The organism is Paraburkholderia sp. J12 (genome assembly GCF_905220215.1).
Taxonomy (GTDB): domain Bacteria; phylum Pseudomonadota; class Gammaproteobacteria; order Burkholderiales; family Burkholderiaceae; genus Paraburkholderia.
The window spans coordinates 1-22,500 of sequence record NZ_CAJMZC010000001.1; the positions used below are offsets into that span (position 1 = coordinate 1).

18 protein-coding genes are annotated in these 22,500 nt (G+C 63.0%); 11 read left to right on the forward strand and 7 right to left on the reverse strand.

Annotation, left to right across the window (positions count from 1 at the left end; translation table 11 throughout):
* On the forward strand, nt 1-274 hold a 274-nt coding region (locus U5760_RS00005), incomplete at its 5' end, for a class I SAM-dependent methyltransferase (RefSeq protein WP_322008701.1).
* Nucleotides 275-585: 311 nt separating this feature from the next.
* On the opposite strand, the gene U5760_RS00010 is transcribed toward U5760_RS00005, so the two are convergent.
* Genes U5760_RS00010 through U5760_RS00030 form a run of 5 tightly spaced genes read right to left on the reverse strand, consistent with a single transcriptional unit; the run spans nt 586 to nt 4,723 of the window.
* A complete protein-coding gene (locus tag U5760_RS00010) occupies nt 586-1,341 on the reverse strand; it encodes a cyclase family protein (protein WP_322008702.1) in 756 nt (251 codons plus the stop codon).
* A 5-nt stretch (nt 1,342-1,346) separates the two neighbouring features.
* Nucleotides 1,347-1,724, reverse strand: coding sequence for a cupin domain-containing protein (locus tag U5760_RS00015; RefSeq protein ID WP_322008703.1), 378 nt, complete (start codon nt 1,722-1,724; stop codon nt 1,347-1,349).
* Nucleotides 1,721-2,398 (reverse strand): 4-hydroxythreonine-4-phosphate dehydrogenase, encoded by a 678-nt coding sequence (locus U5760_RS00020; RefSeq protein WP_322008705.1) that lies wholly within the window; start codon nt 2,396-2,398, stop codon nt 1,721-1,723. The genes U5760_RS00015 and U5760_RS00020 overlap by 4 nt, the downstream gene beginning before the upstream one ends.
* A 1-nt stretch (nt 2,399) precedes the next feature.
* On the reverse strand, nt 2,400-3,425 hold the full coding sequence (gene pdxA / locus U5760_RS00025) for a 4-hydroxythreonine-4-phosphate dehydrogenase PdxA (protein WP_322008706.1): 1,026 nt from the start codon (nt 3,423-3,425) through the stop codon (nt 2,400-2,402).
* Nucleotides 3,422-4,723 carry a four-carbon acid sugar kinase family protein gene (locus U5760_RS00030; protein WP_322008707.1) on the reverse strand — a complete coding sequence of 434 codons (1,302 nt, stop codon included), beginning with the start codon at nt 4,721-4,723 and terminating at the stop codon, nt 3,422-3,424. Before U5760_RS00030 ends, pdxA begins: the two co-directional genes overlap by 4 nt.
* Here U5760_RS00030 and U5760_RS00035 point away from each other — a divergent pair.
* Nucleotides 4,722-6,095: a PLP-dependent aminotransferase family protein gene (locus U5760_RS00035; RefSeq protein WP_322008709.1), complete on the forward strand. Its 1,374-nt coding sequence runs from the start codon at nt 4,722-4,724 to the stop codon at nt 6,093-6,095. The genes U5760_RS00030 and U5760_RS00035 overlap by 2 nt on opposite strands.
* Nucleotides 6,096-6,113: 18 nt before the next feature.
* Here U5760_RS00035 and U5760_RS00040 read toward each other — a convergent pair whose 3' ends face one another.
* On the reverse strand, nt 6,114-7,070 hold the full coding sequence (locus U5760_RS00040; RefSeq protein ID WP_322008711.1) for an AraC family transcriptional regulator: 957 nt from the start codon (nt 7,068-7,070) through the stop codon (nt 6,114-6,116).
* A 105-nt stretch (nt 7,071-7,175) separates the two neighbouring features.
* Between U5760_RS00040 and U5760_RS00045 the strand changes: the two genes are divergently transcribed.
* On the forward strand, nt 7,176-8,243 hold the full coding sequence (locus tag U5760_RS00045; RefSeq protein ID WP_322008712.1) for an aldo/keto reductase: 1,068 nt from the start codon (nt 7,176-7,178) through the stop codon (nt 8,241-8,243).
* A 219-nt stretch (nt 8,244-8,462) separates the two neighbouring features.
* On the opposite strand, the gene U5760_RS00050 is transcribed toward U5760_RS00045, so the two are convergent.
* A complete protein-coding gene (locus tag U5760_RS00050) occupies nt 8,463-10,202 on the reverse strand; it encodes a penicillin-binding protein 2 (protein WP_322008713.1) in 1,740 nt (579 codons plus the stop codon).
* Nucleotides 10,203-10,888: 686 nt separating this feature from the next.
* Here U5760_RS00050 and glcD point away from each other — a divergent pair.
* From glcD to U5760_RS00090, 8 genes are all read left to right on the forward strand, one after another.
* On the forward strand, nt 10,889-12,388 hold the full coding sequence (gene glcD, locus U5760_RS00055) for a glycolate oxidase subunit GlcD (RefSeq protein ID WP_322008715.1): 1,500 nt from the start codon (nt 10,889-10,891) through the stop codon (nt 12,386-12,388).
* A 1-nt stretch (nt 12,389) separates the two neighbouring features.
* Complete coding sequence (gene glcE / locus U5760_RS00060; RefSeq protein ID WP_322008717.1) at nt 12,390-13,457, forward strand: glycolate oxidase subunit GlcE; 1,068 nt, start codon at nt 12,390-12,392, stop codon at nt 13,455-13,457.
* A 19-nt stretch (nt 13,458-13,476) separates the two neighbouring features.
* Nucleotides 13,477-14,712 carry a glycolate oxidase subunit GlcF gene (gene glcF, locus U5760_RS00065; RefSeq protein WP_322008718.1) on the forward strand — a complete coding sequence of 412 codons (1,236 nt, stop codon included), beginning with the start codon at nt 13,477-13,479 and terminating at the stop codon, nt 14,710-14,712.
* 220 nt (nt 14,713-14,932) lie between these two features.
* Complete coding sequence (locus U5760_RS00070; protein ID WP_322008719.1) at nt 14,933-16,570, forward strand: L-lactate permease; 1,638 nt, start codon at nt 14,933-14,935, stop codon at nt 16,568-16,570.
* Nucleotides 16,571-17,057: 487 nt separating this feature from the next.
* The gene (locus U5760_RS00075) at nt 17,058-17,945 is read left to right on the forward strand and encodes a 2-hydroxy-3-oxopropionate reductase (protein WP_322008720.1); all 888 of its coding nucleotides are present in this window, start codon (nt 17,058-17,060) and stop codon (nt 17,943-17,945) included.
* 40 nt (nt 17,946-17,985) lie between these two features.
* Nucleotides 17,986-19,302, forward strand: coding sequence for a glycerate kinase (locus U5760_RS00080; protein ID WP_322008722.1), 1,317 nt, complete (start codon nt 17,986-17,988; stop codon nt 19,300-19,302).
* Nucleotides 19,299-20,762 carry a pyruvate kinase gene (pyk, locus tag U5760_RS00085; RefSeq protein WP_322008723.1) on the forward strand — a complete coding sequence of 488 codons (1,464 nt, stop codon included), beginning with the start codon at nt 19,299-19,301 and terminating at the stop codon, nt 20,760-20,762. Before U5760_RS00080 ends, pyk begins: the two co-directional genes overlap by 4 nt.
* Nucleotides 20,763-21,681: 919 nt before the next feature.
* Entirely contained in the window at nt 21,682-22,497 is an 816-nt protein-coding gene (locus U5760_RS00090) for a hydroxyethylthiazole kinase (RefSeq protein ID WP_322008724.1), read from the forward strand.
* Nucleotides 22,498-22,500: the final 3 nt, after the last annotated feature.

A 22,500-nucleotide genomic window follows, 5' to 3' on the forward strand; every position in this document is an offset into this window, starting at 1 on the left:
GGCGGTTGACGTGGAGAGCCTGCGCCGTCACTATGCGCACACGCTCGACATCTGGGCCGAGAACTTCGAGGCGCGCGCCGAGGAAGCAAAAAAGCTCGTGGACGACGAGAAGTTCCGCATCTGGCGCGTGTATCTGGCGGGTTGCGCCTACGCGTTCGAGCACGACGACGTCTCGATCTACCAGATCGTCTGCCGCAAGGCCGGACGCAGTGCGACAACGCTGCCGTGGTCGCGCGGTTATATGTACAGAGAACGCCCGCAATCAGGCATGTGAAGTTTCGGGCAACGTCGGGACGAGCCAGTATCGGGGCCGTTTCGTTGTTGCCTGGAAGGGTACCGTGCTGCCGTGCTCTATGGTGTGGAGGTGCGCCTGGATACTGCGTCCGAGGCGCCGGAGATCGACCGATCTGGGCTCCTGTGTTGCCGGTTGCCTGTCCCGGCAACAGATCGGGGGCACTACCCCGCAGTTTTGGCTGGCCATACTCCGGCGCTGATCTCGATCGCAATGCGCACCTTATCGCTGCCCGCAGGGGCGCACGAAGCTTGATCCCCATCCCGTCGGCCGACACCTGACGGCAATTGCTGCTACGGCACGATCGCAAAGACACGGGCTGGAAATCCTGACCCCCGCTTCGGCTTGGGCCATGTCGCAATGATGAGCGCGCCGGCTTCGGGTAGCTCACCAAGATTTGCCATCATTTCGATCTGCCAGCGGTCCTGCGCGAGCACATAGCGCTCGAGTGAACCCTCGCCGCGACTGATTGCTACGCCGCCGTCGGTGTCCAGTGTTTCGTGTCCGCAGGCGATCGCACCACGTTCCTCGAAGATGAAACGGAGTGCGTCCAGCGTCCAGCCGGGAAAGTGGGCCACGCCTTGCGCATCACAGTTCATCATGCGTGCCTTGTCGGGCCAACGCGACGACCATCCGCTGCACTTCGCGACGAACGCACCGGCCGGTATGGTTCCGTGGCGCGCTTCCCAATCCCATACGTCCTCCATCGACAGGCAATAGTCGGGATTCCTCATCACCTGATCGCGAATGTCGACGACTGCGAGCGGTAGCACCATTTCGGTCACCGGGATCTCGTCGAGGTAACGCTTGCCGGCTATGAAATGAGCACCCGGATCGACGTGCGTGCCCCATTGACCGACGAAGCTGTAGCGGTGCGCGAGGAACCCCTGACCTGAGATCCCTTTGCGGGGCGCGTGGTCGTACAGCACCGTGCGGTGCTCGGGTTCGAAGAACGCCGAATGCGGGATCGATTCGTCGAACGCATGGGTCAGGTCGATGAAGCGGCACTCGCGCAGCGTGTTCGCGAGTGCCCAAAGATCCAGCGCCATTCCGTTCAGATCCTCTCGAGGTTCGTGCGCGTGCGCTCGTTGACGACGTTCCCCGTGTTGACGGTCGTCTTCGGTTCGAGCAGCAGACAGTGCACTTCGTCGGAGACGGCTTCCGGGCAGTGCTCGATGCCTTTGGGCATGATCAGGTACTCGCCTTCGTTGATCGTTACGTCGCCGCCATTTTCGGCGTGCATTTTCATCCGCAGCGTACCCTTTACCACGAGGAAGAGTTCGTCCTCGTTCTCGTGATGGTGCCAGTTGAACGTGCCGCTGAACTTCGCGAACTTGATCTGCGACTCGTTGATGTCACCGCCGATCTTCGGCGACCAGTATTCAGAAATGCCAGCGAACGCCGACGCAATATTAACTTTGTTGATGATCATGCCGTTACTCCTTCGATCTGGAAAATGGTGTTGACCTGGGCTGGCAAGAGCCGGTCAACGAACGCGCCCTGGAAAATCGCGCTGCCGACGGTAAACCCCCATACTTTTGCGTCAATCATAGCCTTTACCCGAGCTTCGCGATCGATGCTTCCGGCCGCGATGACCGGCACATTGACGGAGTCTGCAACCCGTCGCGCCAACTCCGCCGGATCGCCTTCGCCCGCGAAACGGTAGGCGAGGAGGTCGAGGCCATGCACGCCCGGTAACGACGCGATGCGGCGCGCGTCCTCGACGATTTCGTCCATCGTGCCTTGAAGCACGGTGGGGTGGCCGACGGTATGTCCCGCAAATGGGAAATACCGGACATCGGAGCCGCGCAGCAACGTCAGAGCATCCTCGACGTGGCGTCCCCCCAGCAGAAAATCGACGCCGATATCCAGCGCGGCCCGGATCGATTCCCGCTCTGTTTCCCGGCTTGTCGCAACGACCTCGAGCATGACCTTGCGTCCGTCCGCGCGGATGCGCTGCGCGAGCTGTTTGAGCGCGGCCACGGGCAGCCCGATGTCCTTGAACCCGACGTAATGGACGGGACTGTCGCGCAAGCTGTCGTACGCGGCAAGCGCGTCCGCGACAGTCGCGTCGTTTTCGGTCAACATGAAAATAAAATGGGACACGTCAGGCTCCGGTATGGAAGGGGTGATTCGCCCGCGAGCGGACGAACTGGTGGGCGGTCTGTAGTGCGACCTGAAGGCTGGCGGGATCCGCGATCCCCTTGCCGGCGATGTCGAATGCGGTGCCGTGGTCGGGGCTCGTACGGACGAAAGGCAGGCCGACCGTGATGTTCACGCCGTCCTCTACGCCGGCAAGCTTCACTGGTATGAGCCCCTGCTCGTGGTACTGCGCGACCACGATGTCAAAACGGCCGCGGCGCGCGTTCATGAATACGGTGTCGCCGGGCCACGGACCGCTTGCGTCGATTCCTTCCTGTTGCGCCAGCCGGATTGCCGGCGCAATGATGTCGAGATCCTCGCGGCCGAACAGGCCGCCTTCGCCCGCGTGAGGGTTCAGCCCGGCTACGGCCACGCGCGGCTGTGCGATGCCGAGTTCCGTCATCGCTCGATGCGCGAGCCGGATGATGCGCAGCTCACTCTCGATGGAGAGCCTGGCGATGGCGTCCAGCATCGAGCAGTGGACCGTGACGAGAATCGTGCGCAGTGTCGGGTTGACGAGCATCATCGCGTAATCGCACGTGCCGGACAGGTCGGCGAGCATTTCGGTGTGCCCAGGATAAGGCACGTGTGCAGCGGCAAGCGCTTCCTTGTGAATGGGAGCGGTGCAGATGCCGGCAATGTCCTGCTTGACCGCGAGCCTGATCGCAGTCTCGATCGCGCCGAACGCGGCTGCTCCAGCGCAGGCGCTGACAGTTCCGAGGGGAAGGTCTTCGGGCAAAGGGACAGCGTCCGGTATGCGCAATACGTCGAGCACGCCGGGCCGCGGTTCCACGTCCATGACAGATTCGACTTCGCGGACGTCGAGTGACAGGCCCAGTGCTGTCACGGTCCGCTGCAACACGCCGATGTCGCCGATCACGAACGACGGATAGTCTTTAATGAAACCCGTATTGGCGAATGTCTTGACGACGACTTCCGGGCCGATACCCGCAGCGTCGCCCATTGTGACTGCGACCAGCTTCTGTTTCATGACTTTGCTCCAGTCAAGGCGTCGATGCAGGTCAACAGCGCGTTATCGTCGCCGAACCCGCCTGCCTTGGTAATCATGGGAAAGGTGTCAACGGAGGTCTGGACCTCGACGAGCGGCACGCCGGGCAAGACTTCGCGGCAAACACGCAGCGACCTGACCGGCAGTGCGTCGACGATGCGGCGGGCGGTTTCGCCGCCCGTGGCTACGAGTCCATTGCAGGCGCCGCTGCGTATCAGATTTGCCGCCTGCATCACAAGATCGCGCAGCGCGGCCTGCGATATTGCGTGTTCGGGCAGGCGCGTATTGCTCGTCGCCAGTACGTTGATGCGGCGCTGTGTGCGGGCGACGTAGAGCTGAAGGCGCGAACGCGGATTCATGCTGCCGACGACCAGCCACGGGCGTGTAGCGGCAGGGGCTGCGTGGTCGTCCACGACCTTCGCAGCGGGCACCGGGAGCGAACGGGCAAGCGCCCTCAAGAGTCCGGTCGAGCCTGCCCACAACAGGTCGTCTCTTGTCGCGAAGCTGTCGACGAGCGCGTCGAGATCGGCTTCGATGCGTGCATCGACGACAACGGCATCGTGCGTGTCGAACAGTTCTCGGGCATGAGTTGCATCGCGCGCGACCTCGACCGAGATGCCGTATGCGTGGAACAAGGCCGGAATGCTGGACTCGCGTACCGGCAGCGTGGGATCCAGCCCAAACGCGGTCTCGTGGACCGGCACGTCGTCGACGTAGACGCACCCGCCTTCGGTGGTGCGGCCCGCAGAAGGAAAGGCCGGCACGACCAGCAGCTTGCGCCGGGCCGATGCAGCACGCGCTGTGAGACAGTCGCGTGCGACCCGGCCGCGCAGCGTCGAATCAAACTGGATCACGAGCAGATCGGCCTCTCGCCACATGGATGCTGCGGTCGCGACGAGGTCGCCTTCGGGCGCATCCGGCTTTTCTCGCGTATCGGTGTCGAGGCTCACGACTGCCGCGCTGGCCGTCACGTCGGGTTGCATCAGCACGGCGGTATTCCAGCCGCGCTCGGCAAAGCAGGCAGTGCCGTCGAGGGCGCTCGTGAAGTCGTCAGTGATGATGCGGATGCGCATATTTTGTCCTGTGCTATCTTTGGTTCTGCAATTTTGGCGTTTATGATGTTTTTTTGAAGAACCAAAACAGGGGCATTTGAGGGAATCTATGGTTGCGAACCCGTCGTTCAGGCAGCCAATCCCCGCGCTGGTCGATCTAGAACTCGACCGGCGCCGGGGCGGCCCGGTGTTCAGGCAGATCGCAGGGCAACTGCGCAGCAGGATCATGAGCGGCGCGCTGCCACGCGGCACGAGGCTGCCACCCACCCGTGATCTCGCGGCCCAGCTGGAGGTGGCGCGTAATTGTGTGGTCGATGCTTACGACGAACTGATTGCCGACGGACTTCTGGAGGGCCGGGGCCGTCACGGAACCTTCGTTACGTCAGGCGCTTTTGCTGTTCCAGCCCAGAAGCATCGACAGACAGGGATGCCCGCGGTGTTGCAACGCCTGCCAGGTGACAGGGATCATGTGCCCGTGCAGGACGGTGTGGAACTCGACTGGCGGCCCGGTCAGGCCAACGCGCGAACCCTGCCGCTGGAGGTATGGCGTAACGCGTGCCGGGAGGCAGGGAGGCATCTGCCGCCGCAGGGGTACGGCGACCCGCGCGGCGAGCCGAGTCTACGGCATGCCATCGTGGCATGGCTGCGCGAGCACCGCTCGGTGCGCGTCGATCCTGACCAGATTGTGGTGACGCACGGCACCGGTCATGCGCTTCATCTGGTCGCGCAGGCGCTGCTGAACAAGGGCGACCTGTGCGCGACGGAAGACCCCGGCTATGCCGGCGCGGCGCTGGCTTTCAACCGGGCGAATGCGTCGCTGCGGTATGTTCCGGTCGACGACGAGGGCATCTGCGTAAAGCGGATCGTCAATCCGGATCACTCACCACTTCTGCTGCACGTGACGCCGACGCATCAATATCCGATGGGCGGACGTCTGTCGGGGCCTCGCCGCAGGACGCTGATCGAACTGGCGCGCACGCACGGGATACTGATTCTCGAAAACGAGTATGACTGCGAGTTCCACTATGCCGGGACTAATCACCCGCCTATTTTCGCTAGCGCGCCGGAAAGCACGCTACTGCTGAGCACGTTCGGGAAAGCGGTGAGCCCATCGCTGCGGCTCGGATTTATTGCGGCACCTACGGCAGCCGCACGGGCGCTGGCCGGTCTGGTCGAAGGTGAGCGCGGGCATGTTTCATGGCCGGTCCAGAAGATCGTCGAGATGCTGCTTGTGTCAGGCGAACTCGACCGCCATTTACGACGTCTCCGACGACATTATGGTGCGATGCGCGATGCGATCCGGCAGCGACTGCGGCGCTACTCCGACGTGGTCATCCTGCGCGGAGACGAAGGCGGACTGCATGTTGTCATTGCAGGAAAGAGTCGTCCGTTCGACAGGGCATTGCGGCAGGCGTTGAGGTCACGAGGTATTCTGCTCGATGATGTCGGAGATTTTGCGACGCTGAAGCGGGACGCGTGCGGCTTCCTGTTTGGATATGGGCATATGGACCAGGAGACGCTGCAACGGTCGCTTGATGAGCTCGAAGGCTGTATCCAGTGGGTGGGGCGCAATCTCCCCCGGCACCAGGGCAACTCATGAATCACGCAATTGAATCAGCTAATTGTCTGCTCCCGTGGTGGACGTATCGCTCCCGCCAACTTTGTGTTCTGCACGGAAATGGCCCGGGCTTTGTCCCGTGGTTCGCTTGAACGCAAGACTGAATGCACTGCTTGAGCCATAGCCCACGCTTTCGGCAATCTGTGCAAGGCTCTTGTGTCCTTCCCTCAGTCTGGCGCTTGCCAGTGTCATCCGCCAGCGGAGCAGGTATTCAAGCGGCGGCAGACCGACCAGTGCCTTGAAGCGTTGCATGAAGGTGGTACGCGACATGGCCGTCGCGGCCGCAAGTTCTTCGATCCTCCAGGGTCGTGCCGGATCGCTATGCATCAGACATAGCGTTGCTCCAATCTGGGGATCGGTGAGCGCCCGGAGCCAGCTTGCTGGCTGGGACGACGCGGCTTCCAGGTGGGTACGAAGACTCTGTACAAGGACGAGGTTGGCAATACTTCCTGCGGTGATGGCGGTGCCTGGCTGAACGGCTTGCGTTTCCGCCGCGAGGAGTTCAAGGATGGCGCGCAACGATCTGCTGCGCTGTGAGGCAACGGGAAGATGAATCAATGGCGGCAGCTGCCTCAACAACATGTCGCTGGTCGTGTCGTCGAATTCGAATCGACCGCCTACCGCGATGAGCTGTTCGCCGCTATTGCCGAATCGCACCACACCGTCGGAATCCTTATGCGTATCAAAAATTCGCCGGCCATCCTGGCAGGGCTGGTCGGGGTCCGATGCCGAGCAATAAGACTGGCCGCTGGTCAGAAGGTAAAAGTCTCCTTCCTCAAGCTTTATGCGCTCCGACGCCCCCTCGACCCACAACCAGAATGAGCCCCTCAGCACGCCGCCAAACTTGACGTGCCGGTAAGGTGGAAAGCGCATTGCCCAACCGCCTCGCGCCTCCAGTCTTGCCGAGAGGGAGCTCTGTACGCGCAGAAGAGATAACACGTCGGAAAGTGGATCCATCGCGATTCCGTACTATGTATAGTAAATTCGGATCTTTCGATTATAGATAATCCGGATCAACGATGTCATCCTGAGTACCTTGCAAACGTTCTTCAGGGTGATCCAGTGAAATATGCACAACTTGGGCGCACCGGCGTTTTCGTCTCCCGGGTATGTCTGGGTGCGATGACTTTTGGTGGTGCGGACAACGTAGCCGGTAACGCAATCGGCCGGTTGTCGCAGCCGGAAACAGACGCAATCGTCGGGGCAGCACTCGATGCCGGCGTCAATTTCATCGACACCGCCGATGTCTATGGACTGGGTGGTTCCGAGACACTGCTGGGCAATTCCCTCAAAGGGCGGCGCGATCAGGTCGTTCTGGCGACGAAACTCCATGCCCGGGTGGGGCCGGGTGCCAATCAGGCCGGTCAGTCGCGCCTGCATCTCATCGATGCACTCGAAGGGAGTCTGAAACGGCTCCAGACAGATCACATTGACCTGTATCAGCTTCACAGCTTCGATCCGCTGACCCCGCTGGATGAAGTGTTGCGTGCTCTTGACGACGTCGTGCGTCAGGGCAAGGTACGTTATATCGGTTGCTCCAATTTTGCGGCCTGGCACCTCGCCAAAGCGCTTGGAATCTCGGATCGGGACCGGTTGTCCAGATTCGTCTCGGTGCAGGCCTATTATTCCCTTGCTGGCCGGGACATTGAGCACGAACTCATTCCGGCAGCCACGGATGGAAATATTGGCCTCCTCTGTTGGAGCCCGCTGGCAGGAGGACTCCTGTCCGGCAAGTTCCATCGTGATGGCGTCGCGGACAAGACATCCCGGCGGGCGCTCATTGACTTCCCGCCGGTCGATGTGCCAAAGGTTTTCGACATTGTCGATGTGTTGAAGGCGATTGCCGGCCGCCATGGGGTGAGCCCCGCGCAGGTGGCGCTTGCGTGGCTGCTTGCCAGGCCAGCCGTAACCAGCGTGATTGTCGGGATCAAGCGGCCCGAGCAGTTGACGGATAATCTCATGGCGCTTGACCTGTCACTGAGGGCCGAAGATCTGGCCGAACTCGACGAGGTGAGCCGACAACCGCCGATGTACCCGGGCTGGATGTTTACCTACAACGCAAAGAGCAGGCTCCCGCTCGGCTATCCGTCCAATGGCCCGGAATGGAAGTTGGGCGAGCGGCCGGTCTAGCGATGGTTATATTCATGCGTCGGACGTGACGGGTCTTTCAGGTATGACTGAGGGATGGGTGATCGCCGACGTGTACGAGCGAGACGCGGGTCCATAGAGTCGTCGCCAGCGTCTCCGATGACCTGGGCATTAACGAACCCTCGGCAAATGCCGCAGTGTGCCCGAGCTGGGCTGTGCTGTGGGTACCGCTGCGGCCCCAGTGCTTGAGTTAGGCCAATTTCACGAGTTCGGCTTGTCAGCCCACGCGCCGGGTTTGGCCTCGATACCTTCGTCTGGCTCGATGTTCAGTTCCTGCATGGCTTGTTGTGCAATGCGCGCGAAAGGCGGCCCGGAAACGTCACCCCCAAAGTGCCTCGCACCCTGCGGCCTGTTGATCGATACCGCGACGACTAACCGCGGATTGCGGATGGGTACGATACCCACGAACGAAGCACGATACTCGCTATGGTTATAGCCGTGTGGTGTGGCCGTGTAGGCCGTGCCGGTCTTTCCTCCCGCGCTGTATCCAGAAAGTTGAACCAGCGGGGCCGTGCCGCCCTTGCGGGTGACGGTCTCGAGCATCTGCCGGATAGCATCGGCTGTTTGGGGAGAAAACACGCATGCTTTGTCCACGGATGGGGTGCTGCCTTTCAACAGGGTCAACGGGAGCATGCAGCCATCGTCTGAGAAGACGGTATAGGCTTGCGCGAGCTGAAGAAGCGAAGCAGAAATGCCGTATCCATAAGACATGGTCGCCTGCTCGACGCGCCGCCAGCGTTGCCACGGCCTCAAGATGCCGGTGCCCGCACCCGGAAATACCAGCTTCGGCTGCTGCCCGAAACCGAGCGCGTGGAACATCTCCCACATCTGTCTGGGCTGCATGGTCAGTGCAATCTTGGTTGCACCGATGTTGCTCGACTTCTGTATGACGCCTGCCACTGTCAACGTACCGAAATTTGCGTCGTCGGTGATTCGCGCGCCATCCAGAACAAGCTGGCGATTCGTCTCCACCAGGGATGTTGGCGTTACACGATGCAGATCGAGGGCGAGCGCCACCGTGAAGGGTTTCATGATGGAACCCGGCTCGAACACGTCCGTGACGGCGACGTTGCGAATGCGCGACCCGGTCATGGTTGCCCGGTCGTTCGGATCGAAACTGGGGTAGTTGGCCAAAGCCAGAATCTCGCCCGTGCGACCGTCAACGACGATAGCCGAGCCGGATTCCGCATGCGTCTCGTCCACGGTCTGCCGAAGGGCGGAATACGCGCTGTACTGAATCTTGCTGTCGATCGTGATCTGCACCGTCGTTCCCCAACGCGGCACCTCCACATAGCCGAGATCCCGCACGAGATGTCCGAAGCGGTCCTGTATGACGAGCTTCGATCCGTCTACTGCGCCCAGAAGCTTCTCTTCCGAGAGTTCGAGGCCATCTTCGCCCGCGCCATCGATACCGGTAAATCCGATGAGAGGGGCCGCGATATCTCCCTCAGGATAATAGCGGCGGAACTCGGGCGACTCGTGGATCCCTTCAACGTGCAGTGCTTCGATGGCATCGGCAGTGGCGTCGGGAAGCTGATGCTTGAGATAGACGAAGCTCGAAGTTCTCGCCACACGGGATTCGATCTGACCTGGCGTGACCCCCAGTCGCTGCGCAAGCATTGCGAAGGCCTCCTGATTTTGGGGGGGTAGCCGCATTTCCTTCGGATCCGCCCACACTGCTTTTACCGGAACGCTTGTCGCGAGAATCAAACCTTGTCGGTCCACGATCTGTCCGCGCGCAGCATGCACGACGACGACATGCTCCGTGCGGACGTCTCCCTGTTTCACGTAGAAAGCGTTGTCGTAGACCTGTATCCAGAACGCTCTTGCAATGCAGGAAAAGAACGCGATGGAAATAAGGACCATGACGATGGTTGAGCGATCCATCGTGCGCCGTGCTTTGATGAGCGGGCTTCGGTTGAAGGTAATGAGGTTTCGCATCCGATATTCGACCGGATCGGGCTACTTATAAGGCGGATTTGGGGGTATCACACCTCTCGGCGAAAGACGCTGAGAAGCCGGGCAGCGGAGATTGCATCCGCTCTCCTGATGGAAGCAGTCTGGACTGGCGAAATGCTCGCTCCTTCTGTTTTGTGAATATAGGGTTCGCGCATCCGGCAGCAAAGTCCAATCGGGCAAAGGTCATTTGCGCGAAAGGACGTATCGATTGACTGCCGTCCGGTGTGTGCCTTCGGTTATCCACGTTGCCCATGCAAACACCTGTGCAACGCGAGTCGGATCCCGATGAGGCTGTCAATGACGATTGGAAATCGTCAATGGAAAGTCCGCGATCGTGCTAATCGCGAACCTTGTGGGCACGCTACTCCCCAACGTGCAAAACACATTTGCATTGAGGGGAGGGCTGGCTGGGAGGGCCGCCAGATTGGCCGTTGCGCCCTTCGAGTGGGCTGGTTGGGGTTTCCACTTGATTCTCCACTGAGATGACGATGCCTACTATCCCGGTCAAGTGGCCGACCAATAGGCCATTCGACCGAACCAGGCAGACAAGGCCGTCGAATCACGACGGCACTGCACGTCGTCCGGTATGGAGGAGACGCAATGACACGACACATCCCACTTTCGAGCGGCATACAGGCGCGGGCTCGCTGGACGGCGGAGCCCACGCGATGAGCTATCTCTACGACGAACGGATCGACGGACCGTTACCGCCTGTCGACAAGGCCGCGCTTGTGGCGGCGCTGCGCGCGATGATTCCCGACATGGAGCTGTTGCACGCCCAGGAGGACTTGCGGCCGTTCGAATGCGATGGTCTCTCGGCTTACCGCTGCACGCCGCAGGTCGTCGCGTTGCCCGAGCGCGTGGAGCAGATCGAGGCGCTGCTGAAGTACGCACACGAGCACGGCGTGCCCATCGTCGCGCGCGGTGCCGGGACGGGCCTCTCGGGTGGCGCGATGCCGCTCGAACGCGGCATCCTGCTCGTGATGGCGCGCTTCAACCGCATTCTCGACATCGACGTGAACGGGCTGACCGCACGCGTGCAGCCCGGCGTGCGCAATCTTGCCATTTCGCAGGCCGCCGCGCCGCACGGGCTGTATTACGCGCCCGACCCGTCGTCGCAGATCGCGTGCTCGATCGGCGGCAACGTGGCAGAGAATGCGGGCGGCGTCCACTGCCTGAAGTACGGGCTGACGGTCCACAACATCGTCAAGGTCGAGCTGCTGACGATCGACGGCGAGCGGTTGACGCTCGGCGGGGACGCGCTCGATGCACCGGGCTTCGACCTGCTCGCGTTGATTACGGGCTCGGAAGGCATGCTCGGCATCGTGACCGAAGTGACGGTCAAGCTGTTGCCGAAGGTCCAGGCAGCGAAGGTGCTGCTCGCGAGCTTCGGCGACGTCGGGCGCGCGGGTGCAGCGGTCGCGAAGATCATCGGAGAAGGGATCATTCCCGGCGGCCTGGAGATGATGGACAACCTCGCGATACGCGCCGCGGAGGATTTCGTGAAGGCTGGCTATCCGGTCGACGCTGACGCGATCCTGCTTTGCGAACTCGACGGTTCACAAAGCGATGTCGACGAGGACGTCGCCCGTGTCGACGCCATCCTGCGCGAGGCCGGAGCGACCGACGTGCGCGTTGCGCGTGACGAGGCGGAGCGCCAGAAGTTCTGGGCGGGACGCAAGAACGCCTTTCCGGCCGTGGGCCGCATCTCACCTGATTACTACTGCATGGACGGTACGATTCCGCGCCGTGAATTGCCGCGCGTGCTTCGGGGCATCGCGGATCTTGCAGCGGAGTACGGCCTGCGCGTGGCCAATGTCTTTCACGCGGGCGACGGCAACATGCATCCGCTCATCCTGTTCGACGCCAATGTGCCTGGCGAAATGGACCGGGCCGAAGCGCTCGGCGGACGCATCCTGGAGCTGTGCGTGGCGGTCGGCGGCAGCATCACGGGTGAACACGGCGTAGGCCGGGAAAAGATCAATCAGATGTGCGCGCAGTTCAATCGCGACGAGCTGCGCTTTTTCCATGCGGTCAAGGCGGCGTTCGACCCGGGCGGCCTGCTCAACCCCGGCAAGAACATCCCGACCCTGCACCGCTGCGCCGAATTCGGCGCAATGCACGTGCATCACGGCAGGCTGCCATTTCCCGAACTGGAGCGTTTCTGATATGCAACGCGAATTTCAGACCCAGGACCATAGCGCCGCGCTAATCGAGCAGGTGCGCGAGGCCGTTGCTACGAAAGCACCGCTCTTCATTCGCGGCGGCGCCAGCAAACCGTTTCCCGGCCGGCGAGTTGATGCGAATTCCATCGATACGCGCGCACATCGCGGCATCGTGAACTACGATCCGACCGAACTCGTCGTCACGGTGCGTGCGGGCACGCCGGTCGCCGAGCTCGACGAAGTGCTCGATGCGGCGGGCCAGATGTTGCCGTGTGAGCCGGCCGCGTTCGACGGTGCCGCGACAATCGGCGGGGTGGTCGCGACAGGGCTGGCTGGTCCGCGCAGGCCATGGGCCGGCTCGGTGCGCGACTTCGTGCTCGGCTGCCGTGTGATCACGGGGGAAGGAAGGCATCTGCGCTTCGGCGGCGAGGTAATGAAGAACGTCGCTGGCTATGATGTTTCGCGGCTAATGACGGGCAGCTACGGATGTCTCGGACTACTGACAGAAGTGTCGTTGAAAGTCCTGCCCAAAGCGCGCGCGATGTGCCACGTCGAGATAGATATGCCAGCCGCGGACGCGCTGGTCGTTCTGTCGACGTGGCGTCGCGAGGGTTTGCCGATCTCCGGCGCGTGTCACGACGGCGCGACGTTGCATCTGCGTTTCGAAGGTGGCGAGGACTCGGTGCGCACGGCGTACGCCCGCGTCGGCGGTACCCGGGTCGACGGGATGTTCTGGCGCGCATTGCGCGAGCAGCGTCTGCCGTTCTTCGATGATCCGCGCCCGCTGTGGCGCCTGTCCGTGCCGCCTGCCGCGCCACTGAGCACGCTGCCCGGTGCCTGCCTGCTCGACTGGGGCGGTGCCCAGCGCTGGCTCAAGAGCGACGCGCCAGCGCCGGTCGTGCGGGCGTTCGCGCAGCAGCTAGGGGGCCATGCGACAGCGCTTTCGGCCATCGCAGTGGACGAGCCGTTTCACCCGCTGCCGCCGGCGCTGCTGCGTTATCACCGTGCGCTCAAGCAGCAGCTTGATCCACACGCGATCTTCAACCCGGGCCGCCTTTACGCGGACTTCTGAACGTCGACGCCATTTCGCCATGCAAACCAATCTGAGTCCCGAAGCCAGGACGCTCGCGCGCGCCGACGAAGCAGAGGCGATCCTCCGCTCGTGTGTGCACTGCGGTTTCTGTAACGCAACTTGCCCTACGTACCAGCTGCTCGGCAACGAGCTCGACGGTCCGCGAGGACGGATTTATTTGATCAAGCAAGTGCTCGAAGGCGAGCCGGTCACCGCGAGCACGCAACTGCATCTGGACCGCTGCCTGAGCTGCCGCAACTGCGAAACGACGTGTCCGTCGGGCGTGAAGTACCACACGCTGCTCGACATCGGACGCGCGGAGGTCGAGCAGCGCATCGCGCGGCCCACGAAGGAGCGCCTGCTGCGCGATGGTCTGAGGCACGTGGTGCCGCGTCCGGCGGTGTTTGCCTCGGCACTGAAGGCGGGGCGCGTGCTCAAGCCGCTCCTGCCCGAAGCGGTTCGTCAGAAGATACCCGCGCCTCAGCCCAGGGCGAAAGCGCGTCCACTCGCTCGGCACGCCCGGCGCATCGTGCTGCTCGAAGGCTGCGTGCAGCCCTCGCTTTCCCCCAACACGAACGCTGCGGCGGCGCGTGTGCTCGACAGGCTCGGCATCAGCGCGACCGTCGTGAAGCAGGCCGGATGTTGCGGCGCGAACGACTATCACCTCGGCGCGCACGAAGCGGGGCTGAACCGGGCGCGTCGCAACATCGACGCGTGGTGGCCCGCGATCGAAGCGGGCGCCGAGGCGATCGTGATTCCGGCCAGCGGCTGCGGCGCATTCGTCAAGGAATATGGCGATCTGCTCAGGCACGATCCCGCCTACGGGCAGAAGGCGGAGCGCGTAAGCGCACTCGCACGCGATCTGGTCGAGGTGCTGGCCGCCGAGCCGCTCGACGTGCTGAGCGCGCGGGCAGAGCATACGCCGCGGCGCATCGCGTTTCATTGCCCGTGCACGCTCCAGCATGCGCAAAAGCTTGGGGGCGCGGTCGAGGCCGTGCTGCGCCGGCTCGGTTTCGACCTGACCGCCGTCGCTGACGCTCATCTGTGTTGCGGCTCAGCGGGTACGTATTCCATCACGCAGCCGGATCTCGCGCGCAGGTTGCGGGACAACAAGCTAGACGCACTGGAGGCAGGGCGGCCCGACGCCATTGTGACGGCGAATATCGGATGCCAGACCCATCTTAACGGTGGCGGACGCAAGCCGGTGCAGCACTGGATCGAACTCGTGGAAGCGGCGCTCGGCGATGCAGCCTGATCCGCGGCGGTTCGCGGCCGCCGCCTCGAAGCAGCCTGTAAAAAGATGCCTCTGCGTGGGTTTGCGGTGCGCGTCCGGAATTCGAGCGCAGCCCACACCGTAAGGGCGGCAACCCACATTCGCACGCGGGGCTTAACCGGCGGCCTCGTCCCGCGTTCCTGTTCGTCATGGCCGCCCAATTACCACGTATGGCGCCGCAGGCATGGGCCCAGGAGACAACATGAATCCGGCAGTAGCTATACCCGCGGGTGCGCTTTTCGCACAGCCGCTCACTCCCGTTGCGCACTCGCTACTCTGGTCGTTTCTGGTGGCCGCCGCGCCGGTAGCCGTTGCGCTCGTCATGCTCGGCGTGCTTCGGCGCCCAGCGTGGCAGGCTTCGCTCGCTGGCCTGATTAGCGGACTTGCGATCGCGATCGGCGTCTGGGGCATGCCCGCCGGACTTGCCTTGAACGCCGTCGCGGCCGGCATGGCGCTCGCGCTGCTGCCGGTCATGTGGATCGTCTTCACCGCGCTTTTGCTCTACAACATTGCAGTGAAGTCGGGACGCTTCGATCAGTTTCGCCAGTGGATGCTCGACCATCTGCCCGACGATCGCCGCCTCGTGCTGCTCGTGGTCGCATTCTCGTTCGGCTGCCTGCTCGAAGGGATCTCCGGCTTCGGTACGCCCGTCGCGATCACGAGCGCGCTGCTCGTCGGCCTCGGCTTTCCGGCGCTCGAGGCGCTCACCTTCACGTTGATCTTCAACACGGCCCCCGTGGCATTCGGTGCGCTTGGCGTGCCGATCACGGTGCTCGGTGCGGTGACGTCGCTGCCCGCCAGCACGCTCGCCGCAATGGTCGGGCGGCAACTGCCGTTCTTCGCGTTCCTGCTGCCGTTTTACGTGGTGTCGGTCTACAGCGGCGTGCGCTCGATTCCGAAGCTCTGGCCCGCACTCGTCGTCTCGGGCGGCAGCTTTGCGCTCACGCAGTTCGTCACCTCTAACTATCTCGGGTACCAGTTGACGGACGTGCTTTCGTCACTGACCTCGCTGATCGTGACCATTGCCTTCCTCAAGGTCTGGCGGCCCGAGCACGATCCCGCGTTTGCGATGTCGCGCCCCACGCCCGCGCACGGCGCCTCGCGCGTCGGTTATGGCGGCTGGATGCCGTGGATTGTCGTGTCGGTTGTTGTGATCGTGTGGGTCCACGCGCAGATCGCCTCGCTAGGCGACGTGAAGGTCCAGTGGCCGGGTCTGCACAACGCCGTGTTCGTCACGCTCTATCACAAGCCGTATGCGGCCGTGTGGGACTTCCAGCCGCTCGGCACCGGTACGGCAATCCTTGGCGCGGCCATTATCACGTCCCTCTGGACGCGCGTGGGCGTGACGGACTTCTTCGGCTGCGTCGCCAGGACCTGGCGGCAGACGCGTATCGCGATCGCGACCGTCATGATGATCGTCGGCCTCGCCTATCTGCTCAACTACTCGGGTATGAGCTACACGCTCGGCATGGGCGTCGCATCGACCGGCGCACTGTTCCCGCTCGTTTCCGCGTCCCTCGGCTGGGTGGCGGTGTTCCTCTCGGGCAGCGACACGTCGGGCAATGCGCTGTTCGGCAACCTCCAGGTGGTGGCTGCGCGCCAGCTCGGTCTGGATCCCGTCTTGATGGCGGCGACCAACTCGTCGGGTGGTGTGATGGGCAAGATGATTTCGCCGCAGAACATCGCGACCGGTGTGTCGACTACGGAACTGAAGGGCCAGGAAGGGGTGGTCTTCGCCCGGACCTTCTGGCACAGCGCTCTGCTTACGCTGCTGCTGGGCGTGCTGGTCATCCTCCAGCAGCACGTTCTGACGTGGATGATTCCGGCACTTCCGCACTGATTGGCCGCAGGACTGGAAATATGTCGTCGAGTGGAATCGCCAGTGATGAAGGGTCGTTATTAATTAAACAGGATTGCGAAATTAAAATTTACCTGGCGGCGATGCCCGTTTCATCTTATGGCGATTCGTGAAGTACGAGAACACCCAATAAAGGAAATCAGTATTGCGAAGGAGGGCGCGCACGACGCCGTGCCTTTGAGGATGGGGCGGAAGCGGGATTTAACCCGTGAAATCAGGGTTTTCCTGCGATGGTCTTGCTGGCCGACTTTTCTTACCTTTGCCGAAAAAATTTCACGTACGGCAAATGTGATCGGAGAGGTTCCAGCCAGTGCATTCTGTGACCGAACTCAACGAATTCGAGGAACTGGCAGAAAAGCCGGAGCACGCCCCGACGGCGATCAGCGCCCTGAGCGCGCTCGACTGAGCGCACGGCAGACGCCCCCCCGACACGGCAACGCACTGAAAAGACTTAACGGAGAAACGCAAGATGGCAAAGATTGGTTTTATCGGCCTCGGCATCATGGGCGCGCACATGGCGCGCAACCTTCTGAAGGGCGGCCACACGCTCACCGTGAACGGCAAGTACCCGGTGCCGGAGGACCTGCGCACGCAGACGACCGTGGTCGCCGATTCGACGGCCGTGGCGCAGGCCGCCGACATCATCATCCTGATGGTGCCGGACACGCCTGACGTCCAGAACGTGCTCTTCGCCGACGACGGCGTGGCCAAGGGCCTCTCGGCCGGCAAGCTCGTGATCGACATGAGTTCGATCTCGCCGCTGGAAACGCAGCAGTTCGCGAAGAAGATCAACGAACTCGGCTGCGACTACCTCGACGCGCCGGTCTCGGGCGGCGAAGTCGGCGCGCGCGAGGCGACGCTCTCGATCATGGTCGGCGGCCCGCAGAAGGCATTCGATCTCGCGAAGCCGCTGTTCGACCTGATGGGCAAGAACATCTCGCTCGTGGGCGAGAACGGCGCGGGCCAGACGACGAAGGTCGCGAACCAGATCATCGTCGCGCTGAACATCGAAGCCGTGGCTGAAGCGCTGCTGTTCGCGGCCCGTTCGGGTGCCGATCCGGATCGCGTGCGCAAGGCTTTGATGGGCGGCTTCGCTTCGTCGCGCATTCTCGAAGTGCACGGCGAGCGCATGACGAAGCGCACGTTCAACCCGGGCTTCCGTATCGAGCTGCACCAGAAGGATCTGAACCTGGCGCTCGACGGCGCGCGCAAGCTGGGCATCGCATTGCCGCATACGGCGAGCGCGCAGCAGCTCTTCAGCGTGTGCGCGGCGAACGGCGGCAAGGCGTGGGACCACTCGGCCCTGATCCGCGCGCTGGAAATCATGGCGAACTTCGAGATCGCGCAGAAGAATTAAGCCGGATCCCTCCTGGCAGAAAGGATTGAGTGTGAGTCTCATGGACGCATCAAAGCCCTGGAGTATCGAGCCGCGCGCATTCCTGCGCGCCATGTTCGACGCGGCTGTGGCCGCCGCGCAGCCGTCGTGCCACATCGGATCGTTCCTGCCGCCGAAGCCTGCCGGTAGCACCATCGTGATCGGCGCAGGCAAGGCATCGGCGTCGATGGCGCGCGCCTTCGAGCGCGCATGGAACGGCGAGCTGACCGGTCTCGTCGTGACGCGCTACGGCTATGCAGTGCCCTGCGAGCAGATCGCAATCGTCGAGGCGGCGCATCCCGTGCCGGACGAGGCCGGCAGGCGGGCGGCGGAAGACATCGTGCAACTCGTCTCCGGGCTTGAGGCCGACGATCTCGTGATCTGCCTGATGTCCGGCGGCGCGTCGTCGCTGCTCGCGCTTCCGCTCGATCCGCTCACGCTCGAAGACAAGCAGCGAATCAACCGGTCGCTGCTGGAATGCGGCGCGACGATCGGCGAGATGAACTGCGTCCGGCGGCATCTTTCGGCGGTCAAGGGGGGCCGGCTCGCCGCGCTATGCCATCCGGCGAAGGTCGTCACGTTCCTGATTTCCGACGTGCCCGGCGATGCGCCAGGCGATATCGGCTCGGGACCGACTATCGCAGACCCGACGACGTGCCACGACGCGCTGGACATCGTCCGCCGCTATCGGGTCGACTTGCCCGAGGCGGCGCGGCGGCTGCTCGAAAGCGGCGCCGGAGAAACGGTCAAGCCCGGCGATCCGCTGATTGCCGCCGCCACGCATCACATCGTCGCGGCGCCGCAGCTCGCGCTCGAGGCGGCGGCTGGCGTTGCCGGCGCGGCGGGCGTGCCTTGCCACATCCTGAGCGACCGGATCGAGGGCGAGGCGCGCGACGTCGGCAAGGTCATGGCGGGTCTCGCGCTGCAGGTCGCCCGTCGCGACGAGCCTTTTACCGCGCCCTGCGTGCTGCTGTCGGGCGGCGAGACGACCGTGTCCGTCAAGGGCAGCGGGCGCGGCGGACGCAACGTCGAGTTCCTGCTTTCACTCGGCATCGCGCTGAACGGCGAGTGCGGCGTCTACGCCATCGCGTGTGACACCGACGGCGTAGACGGCCAGGAGGACATCGCCGGCGCGCTGCTCGCGCCGGATACGCTCGCGCGGGCATGGGCGCTCGGGATCAACCCGCGGGCCAGCCTCGACGACAACGACGGCCACGGATTCTTCGGCGCGCTGGGCGACGCCGTCGTGTGCGGGCCGACATTGACGAATGTAAATGACTTCCGGGCGATTCTCGTGCTGCCGCGGGACGCTCATTGCAAACAGGAGAATGGGATATGAAGCGCGACCGCAACGCCAAGATCATCGCGACGCTCGGGCCGGCCAGCTCGGACCCGGCGATCATCCGCCGGATGTTCGAAACGGGCGTCGACGTGTTCAGGCTGAATTTCAGCCACGGCTCGCACGACGATCATCAACGGCGTCTGGAGGAGATTCGCCGCATGGAGGCGGAATATGGCCGACCGGTTGGCGTGCTGCTCGACCTGCAGGGACCGAAGCTTCGTCTCGGGACATTCGAAGGCGGCAGCGCGCAGCTCGCCACCGGCGCGCGGTTTCGTCTCGAGCTCGATGCGACGCCCGGCAACGTGCGGCGTGCGCCGCTTCCGCACCCCGAAATCTTCCGCGCGATCGGCAACGGTTCCGAGCTGCTGCTGGACGACGGCAAGCTTCGTCTGCGCGTCGAGGAGGCCGGCGAGGACTTCGCGGAAACCGTCGTGATGGTCGGCGGCCGCATTTCCGATCGCAAGGGTGTGAACGTACCGGGATCGAGATTGCCGATCTCGCCGCTCACGCTTAAGGATCGCGCGGACCTCGCGTTCGGGCTCGACCTCGGCGTGGACTGGGTCGCGCTGTCGTTCGTGCAGACCGCAGAGGACATCGACGAGGCGCGCGCACTCATCGGCGATCGCGCGTGGATCATGGCGAAGCTGGAAAAGCCGCTCGCGATCGACCACCTCGAGCAGATCGTCCAGCGCGCCGATGGGATCATGGTGGCGCGTGGCGACCTCGGCGTGGAATTGCCGGCGGAGCAGATTCCCGAGCTGCAGCGGCGCATCGTGCGTGAGTGCCGGCGCGTGGGCAAGGTGGTCGTGGTCGCGACGCAGATGCTGGAGTCGATGACAAATTCGCCGGTGCCCACGAGGGCCGAAACGTCCGACGTCGCATGCGCGATCTACGAAGGCGCCGACGCCGTGATGCTGTCCGCGGAATCGGCGAGCGGAAACTTTCCGGTCGAAGCGGTCGCCACGATGAACCGCATCGTCGAGCGTGTCGAGTGCGATCCTGCGTATCGCGAGCAGATCGACGCGTCGCACGCGCGCGCGGAGGCTACCGTTGCCGATGCGATCTGCTGCGCGTTGCGAAAGGCGGTCCAGCTGATCGAGCCTGCCGTCACCGTTACCTATACGAGTTCGGGATTCACGAGTCTGCGCGCCGCGCGCGAGCGCGTGGCGACGCGCATCGTTGCACTGACGCCGTCGCAAACGGTGGCGCGGCGGCTGGCGCTCGTTTGGGGCGTCCATGCGGTGCCGTTCATCGAGGCGTCCAACGTGGACGAGATGATCGGCGTGGCGTGCCGGACGGCCGGGCAGGAGGGGTTGGCCCGTGAAGGCGATCTCGTGGCCATCGCGGCCGGATTGCCCTTTGGGGAATCGGGCACGACGAATTTGCTGCAGATCGCGCGCATGGCCGGTCCCAGCGCTTCCGCCACGGGAACGAGCGACGACTGGGTGGCCTGGTGAGGGCTTGCGGTGGGGATCCGGATTGAGGCAGCCACTCCTTCCCGGTCTTCACGTGCTTCCCGCAGCATGGGGTGTCGTCATGCCTTTACGACCTGTGAGCATCCGCTCAGCAGGTTAGGTGATACGGGTTGTATGTGAAACGACGGTCCGGCAAAAGGAGTTTTACTGAAAGGGGATTGCGTGGGCGTCACGTTTGACATCGCGTCCTGAAACGAACCGAAAAGGCGACGGTAGCGGCTGGCGCGATCGGCCTCGCACAGCGACGAATCATAGCCAGGCTCTTTGCACCGTTGCGAGAAAATGGCTGCCCTTGATGGTCAGACGGAGCTTCGTCCCCTCGGCGCGAACGAATCCAGCCTTTTGCAATGCGATGACGTCGGGCGATGCCGAATCGGTTTCCACCTGGATCGACGACAAAAACAGGACGATGCCGAATCGGTTTCCACCTGGATCGACGACAAAAACAGGAGCGCGGCGATTTCATGAAGACTCAAGGTCGTATTGAAACGAGTGGGAGCTTGCTTCTCTAACTGCCTGGATGCGTTGTTCATAAAACACTACGGAGTGGGTCGAGCCGATTGACCAGAACCGCTTGAATGGATGAGGGGCCATACGGGCGTACTGTCTGGCGCGAGTTCAACAGGAATATCCTGCGAAGAAGGTACGGCAGCAATCAGAAAACAGGAAGGATCAGAGCGGGAAATGTGTCTTGCAAAAAAGGGGCATCCGACCAGAAGGGATGCGTGCAATTATCGAAAACGTTCAAGGGCCGTTGCACCTTGCTTAGCAGGGCCAACCGGTGCCGATGCAGGTTGATTTCACCGGCAAACCAGTCAGTCGTTCGTGAACCCGATGAGCGGCACTGCAAGCGCGCAGCGGCGAACTCAAGTGAAAGATTTCCGGTAACCCGATCGCGATCATGCAAACTATTTCGTGGAATGATGCATTTGTGCGAGAAGAATTCGCAGTGCTAAGACGCAGCCGGCCGTTTGTCTACGGCTTGACCAATTATGTGGCTGCCAGCTTGAGCGCCAACGTTTTGCTTGCGGTTGGCGCAGCACCGGCCATAGGCGCAGCGCTTGACTGGCCATCGTGTTTTGCTGCGGGAGCCGGCGCGGTATGGATCAACGGCGCCGCGCTGATCTGTTGCCGGCCGGAAACGTTGCGGTTAGCGGCTCGCTCGGCGCGGGATGCGCACCGACCCTGGGTGCTCGACCCGGTTGCATTCGGGGCGGGGAGCCCTGTCTACGACGAAGCGCTTCGCGCGTTGCTCGAATTTGGACCGGCGGTCATCCGGGGCAATGCAAGTGAACTGATTTCGCTGGCCGGTGGGCCCGGGGCCGGCAAGGGCGTCGACACGGCAGCGCGTTCGATTGACGCCGTGCCGTACATCAGGCAGCTGGCGCGGGACACGGGCGCTGTGGTCGCAGTCAGCGGCGACGTGGACTATGTCACGAACGGTGATGTCGTCAGCAGGATCGAAGGCGGCGACGTTCGCCTCACGCGCGTGACCGGAGCGGGGTGCAGTCTCGGTGCATTCATTGCCGCACTGCTTGCACAGTCGCATTCGGCGTTGAACGCCGCGTGTGCTGCTCACGCGATCTTCGCGCTTGCGGCACAGCAGGCCGCAAGCGTACGCGGCACAGGCAGTTTTGCGGTCGCTTTCGTGGACGCACTTTCGGAACTTGAGTCGGAATGGCCCGGTGCGGCAGCAGGAGAATCGCTCGATGCCTGAAAG

Excerpts from the sequence above, each read along its gene's own strand:
- U5760_RS00010 (WP_322008702.1), bottom strand. The coding sequence starts at position 1,341 with ATGGCGCTGGATCTTTGGGCACTCGCGAACACGCTGCGCGAGTGCCGC.
- U5760_RS00015 (WP_322008703.1), bottom strand. The coding sequence starts at position 1,724 with ATGATCATCAACAAAGTTAATATTGCGTCGGCGTTCGCTGGCATTTCT.
- pdxA (WP_322008706.1), bottom strand. The coding sequence starts at position 3,425 with ATGAAACAGAAGCTGGTCGCAGTCACAATGGGCGACGCTGCGGGTATC.
- U5760_RS00035 (WP_322008709.1), top strand. The coding sequence starts at position 4,722 with ATGAGCGGCGCGCTGCCACGCGGCACGAGGCTGCCACCCACCCGTGAT.
- U5760_RS00030 (WP_322008707.1), bottom strand. The coding sequence starts at position 4,723 with ATGATCCTGCTGCGCAGTTGCCCTGCGATCTGCCTGAACACCGGGCCG.
- U5760_RS00040 (WP_322008711.1), bottom strand. The coding sequence starts at position 7,070 with ATGGATCCACTTTCCGACGTGTTATCTCTTCTGCGCGTACAGAGCTCC.
- U5760_RS00050 (WP_322008713.1), bottom strand. The coding sequence starts at position 10,202 with ATGCGAAACCTCATTACCTTCAACCGAAGCCCGCTCATCAAAGCACGG.
- glcD (WP_322008715.1), top strand. The coding sequence starts at position 10,889 with ATGAGCTATCTCTACGACGAACGGATCGACGGACCGTTACCGCCTGTC.
- glcE (WP_322008717.1), top strand. The coding sequence starts at position 12,390 with ATGCAACGCGAATTTCAGACCCAGGACCATAGCGCCGCGCTAATCGAG.
- glcF (WP_322008718.1), top strand. The coding sequence starts at position 13,477 with ATGCAAACCAATCTGAGTCCCGAAGCCAGGACGCTCGCGCGCGCCGAC.
- U5760_RS00070 (WP_322008719.1), top strand. The coding sequence starts at position 14,933 with ATGAATCCGGCAGTAGCTATACCCGCGGGTGCGCTTTTCGCACAGCCG.
- U5760_RS00075 (WP_322008720.1), top strand. The coding sequence starts at position 17,058 with ATGGCAAAGATTGGTTTTATCGGCCTCGGCATCATGGGCGCGCACATG.
- U5760_RS00080 (WP_322008722.1), top strand. The coding sequence starts at position 17,986 with ATGGACGCATCAAAGCCCTGGAGTATCGAGCCGCGCGCATTCCTGCGC.
- pyk (WP_322008723.1), top strand. The coding sequence starts at position 19,299 with ATGAAGCGCGACCGCAACGCCAAGATCATCGCGACGCTCGGGCCGGCC.
- U5760_RS00090 (WP_322008724.1), top strand. The coding sequence starts at position 21,682 with ATGCAAACTATTTCGTGGAATGATGCATTTGTGCGAGAAGAATTCGCA.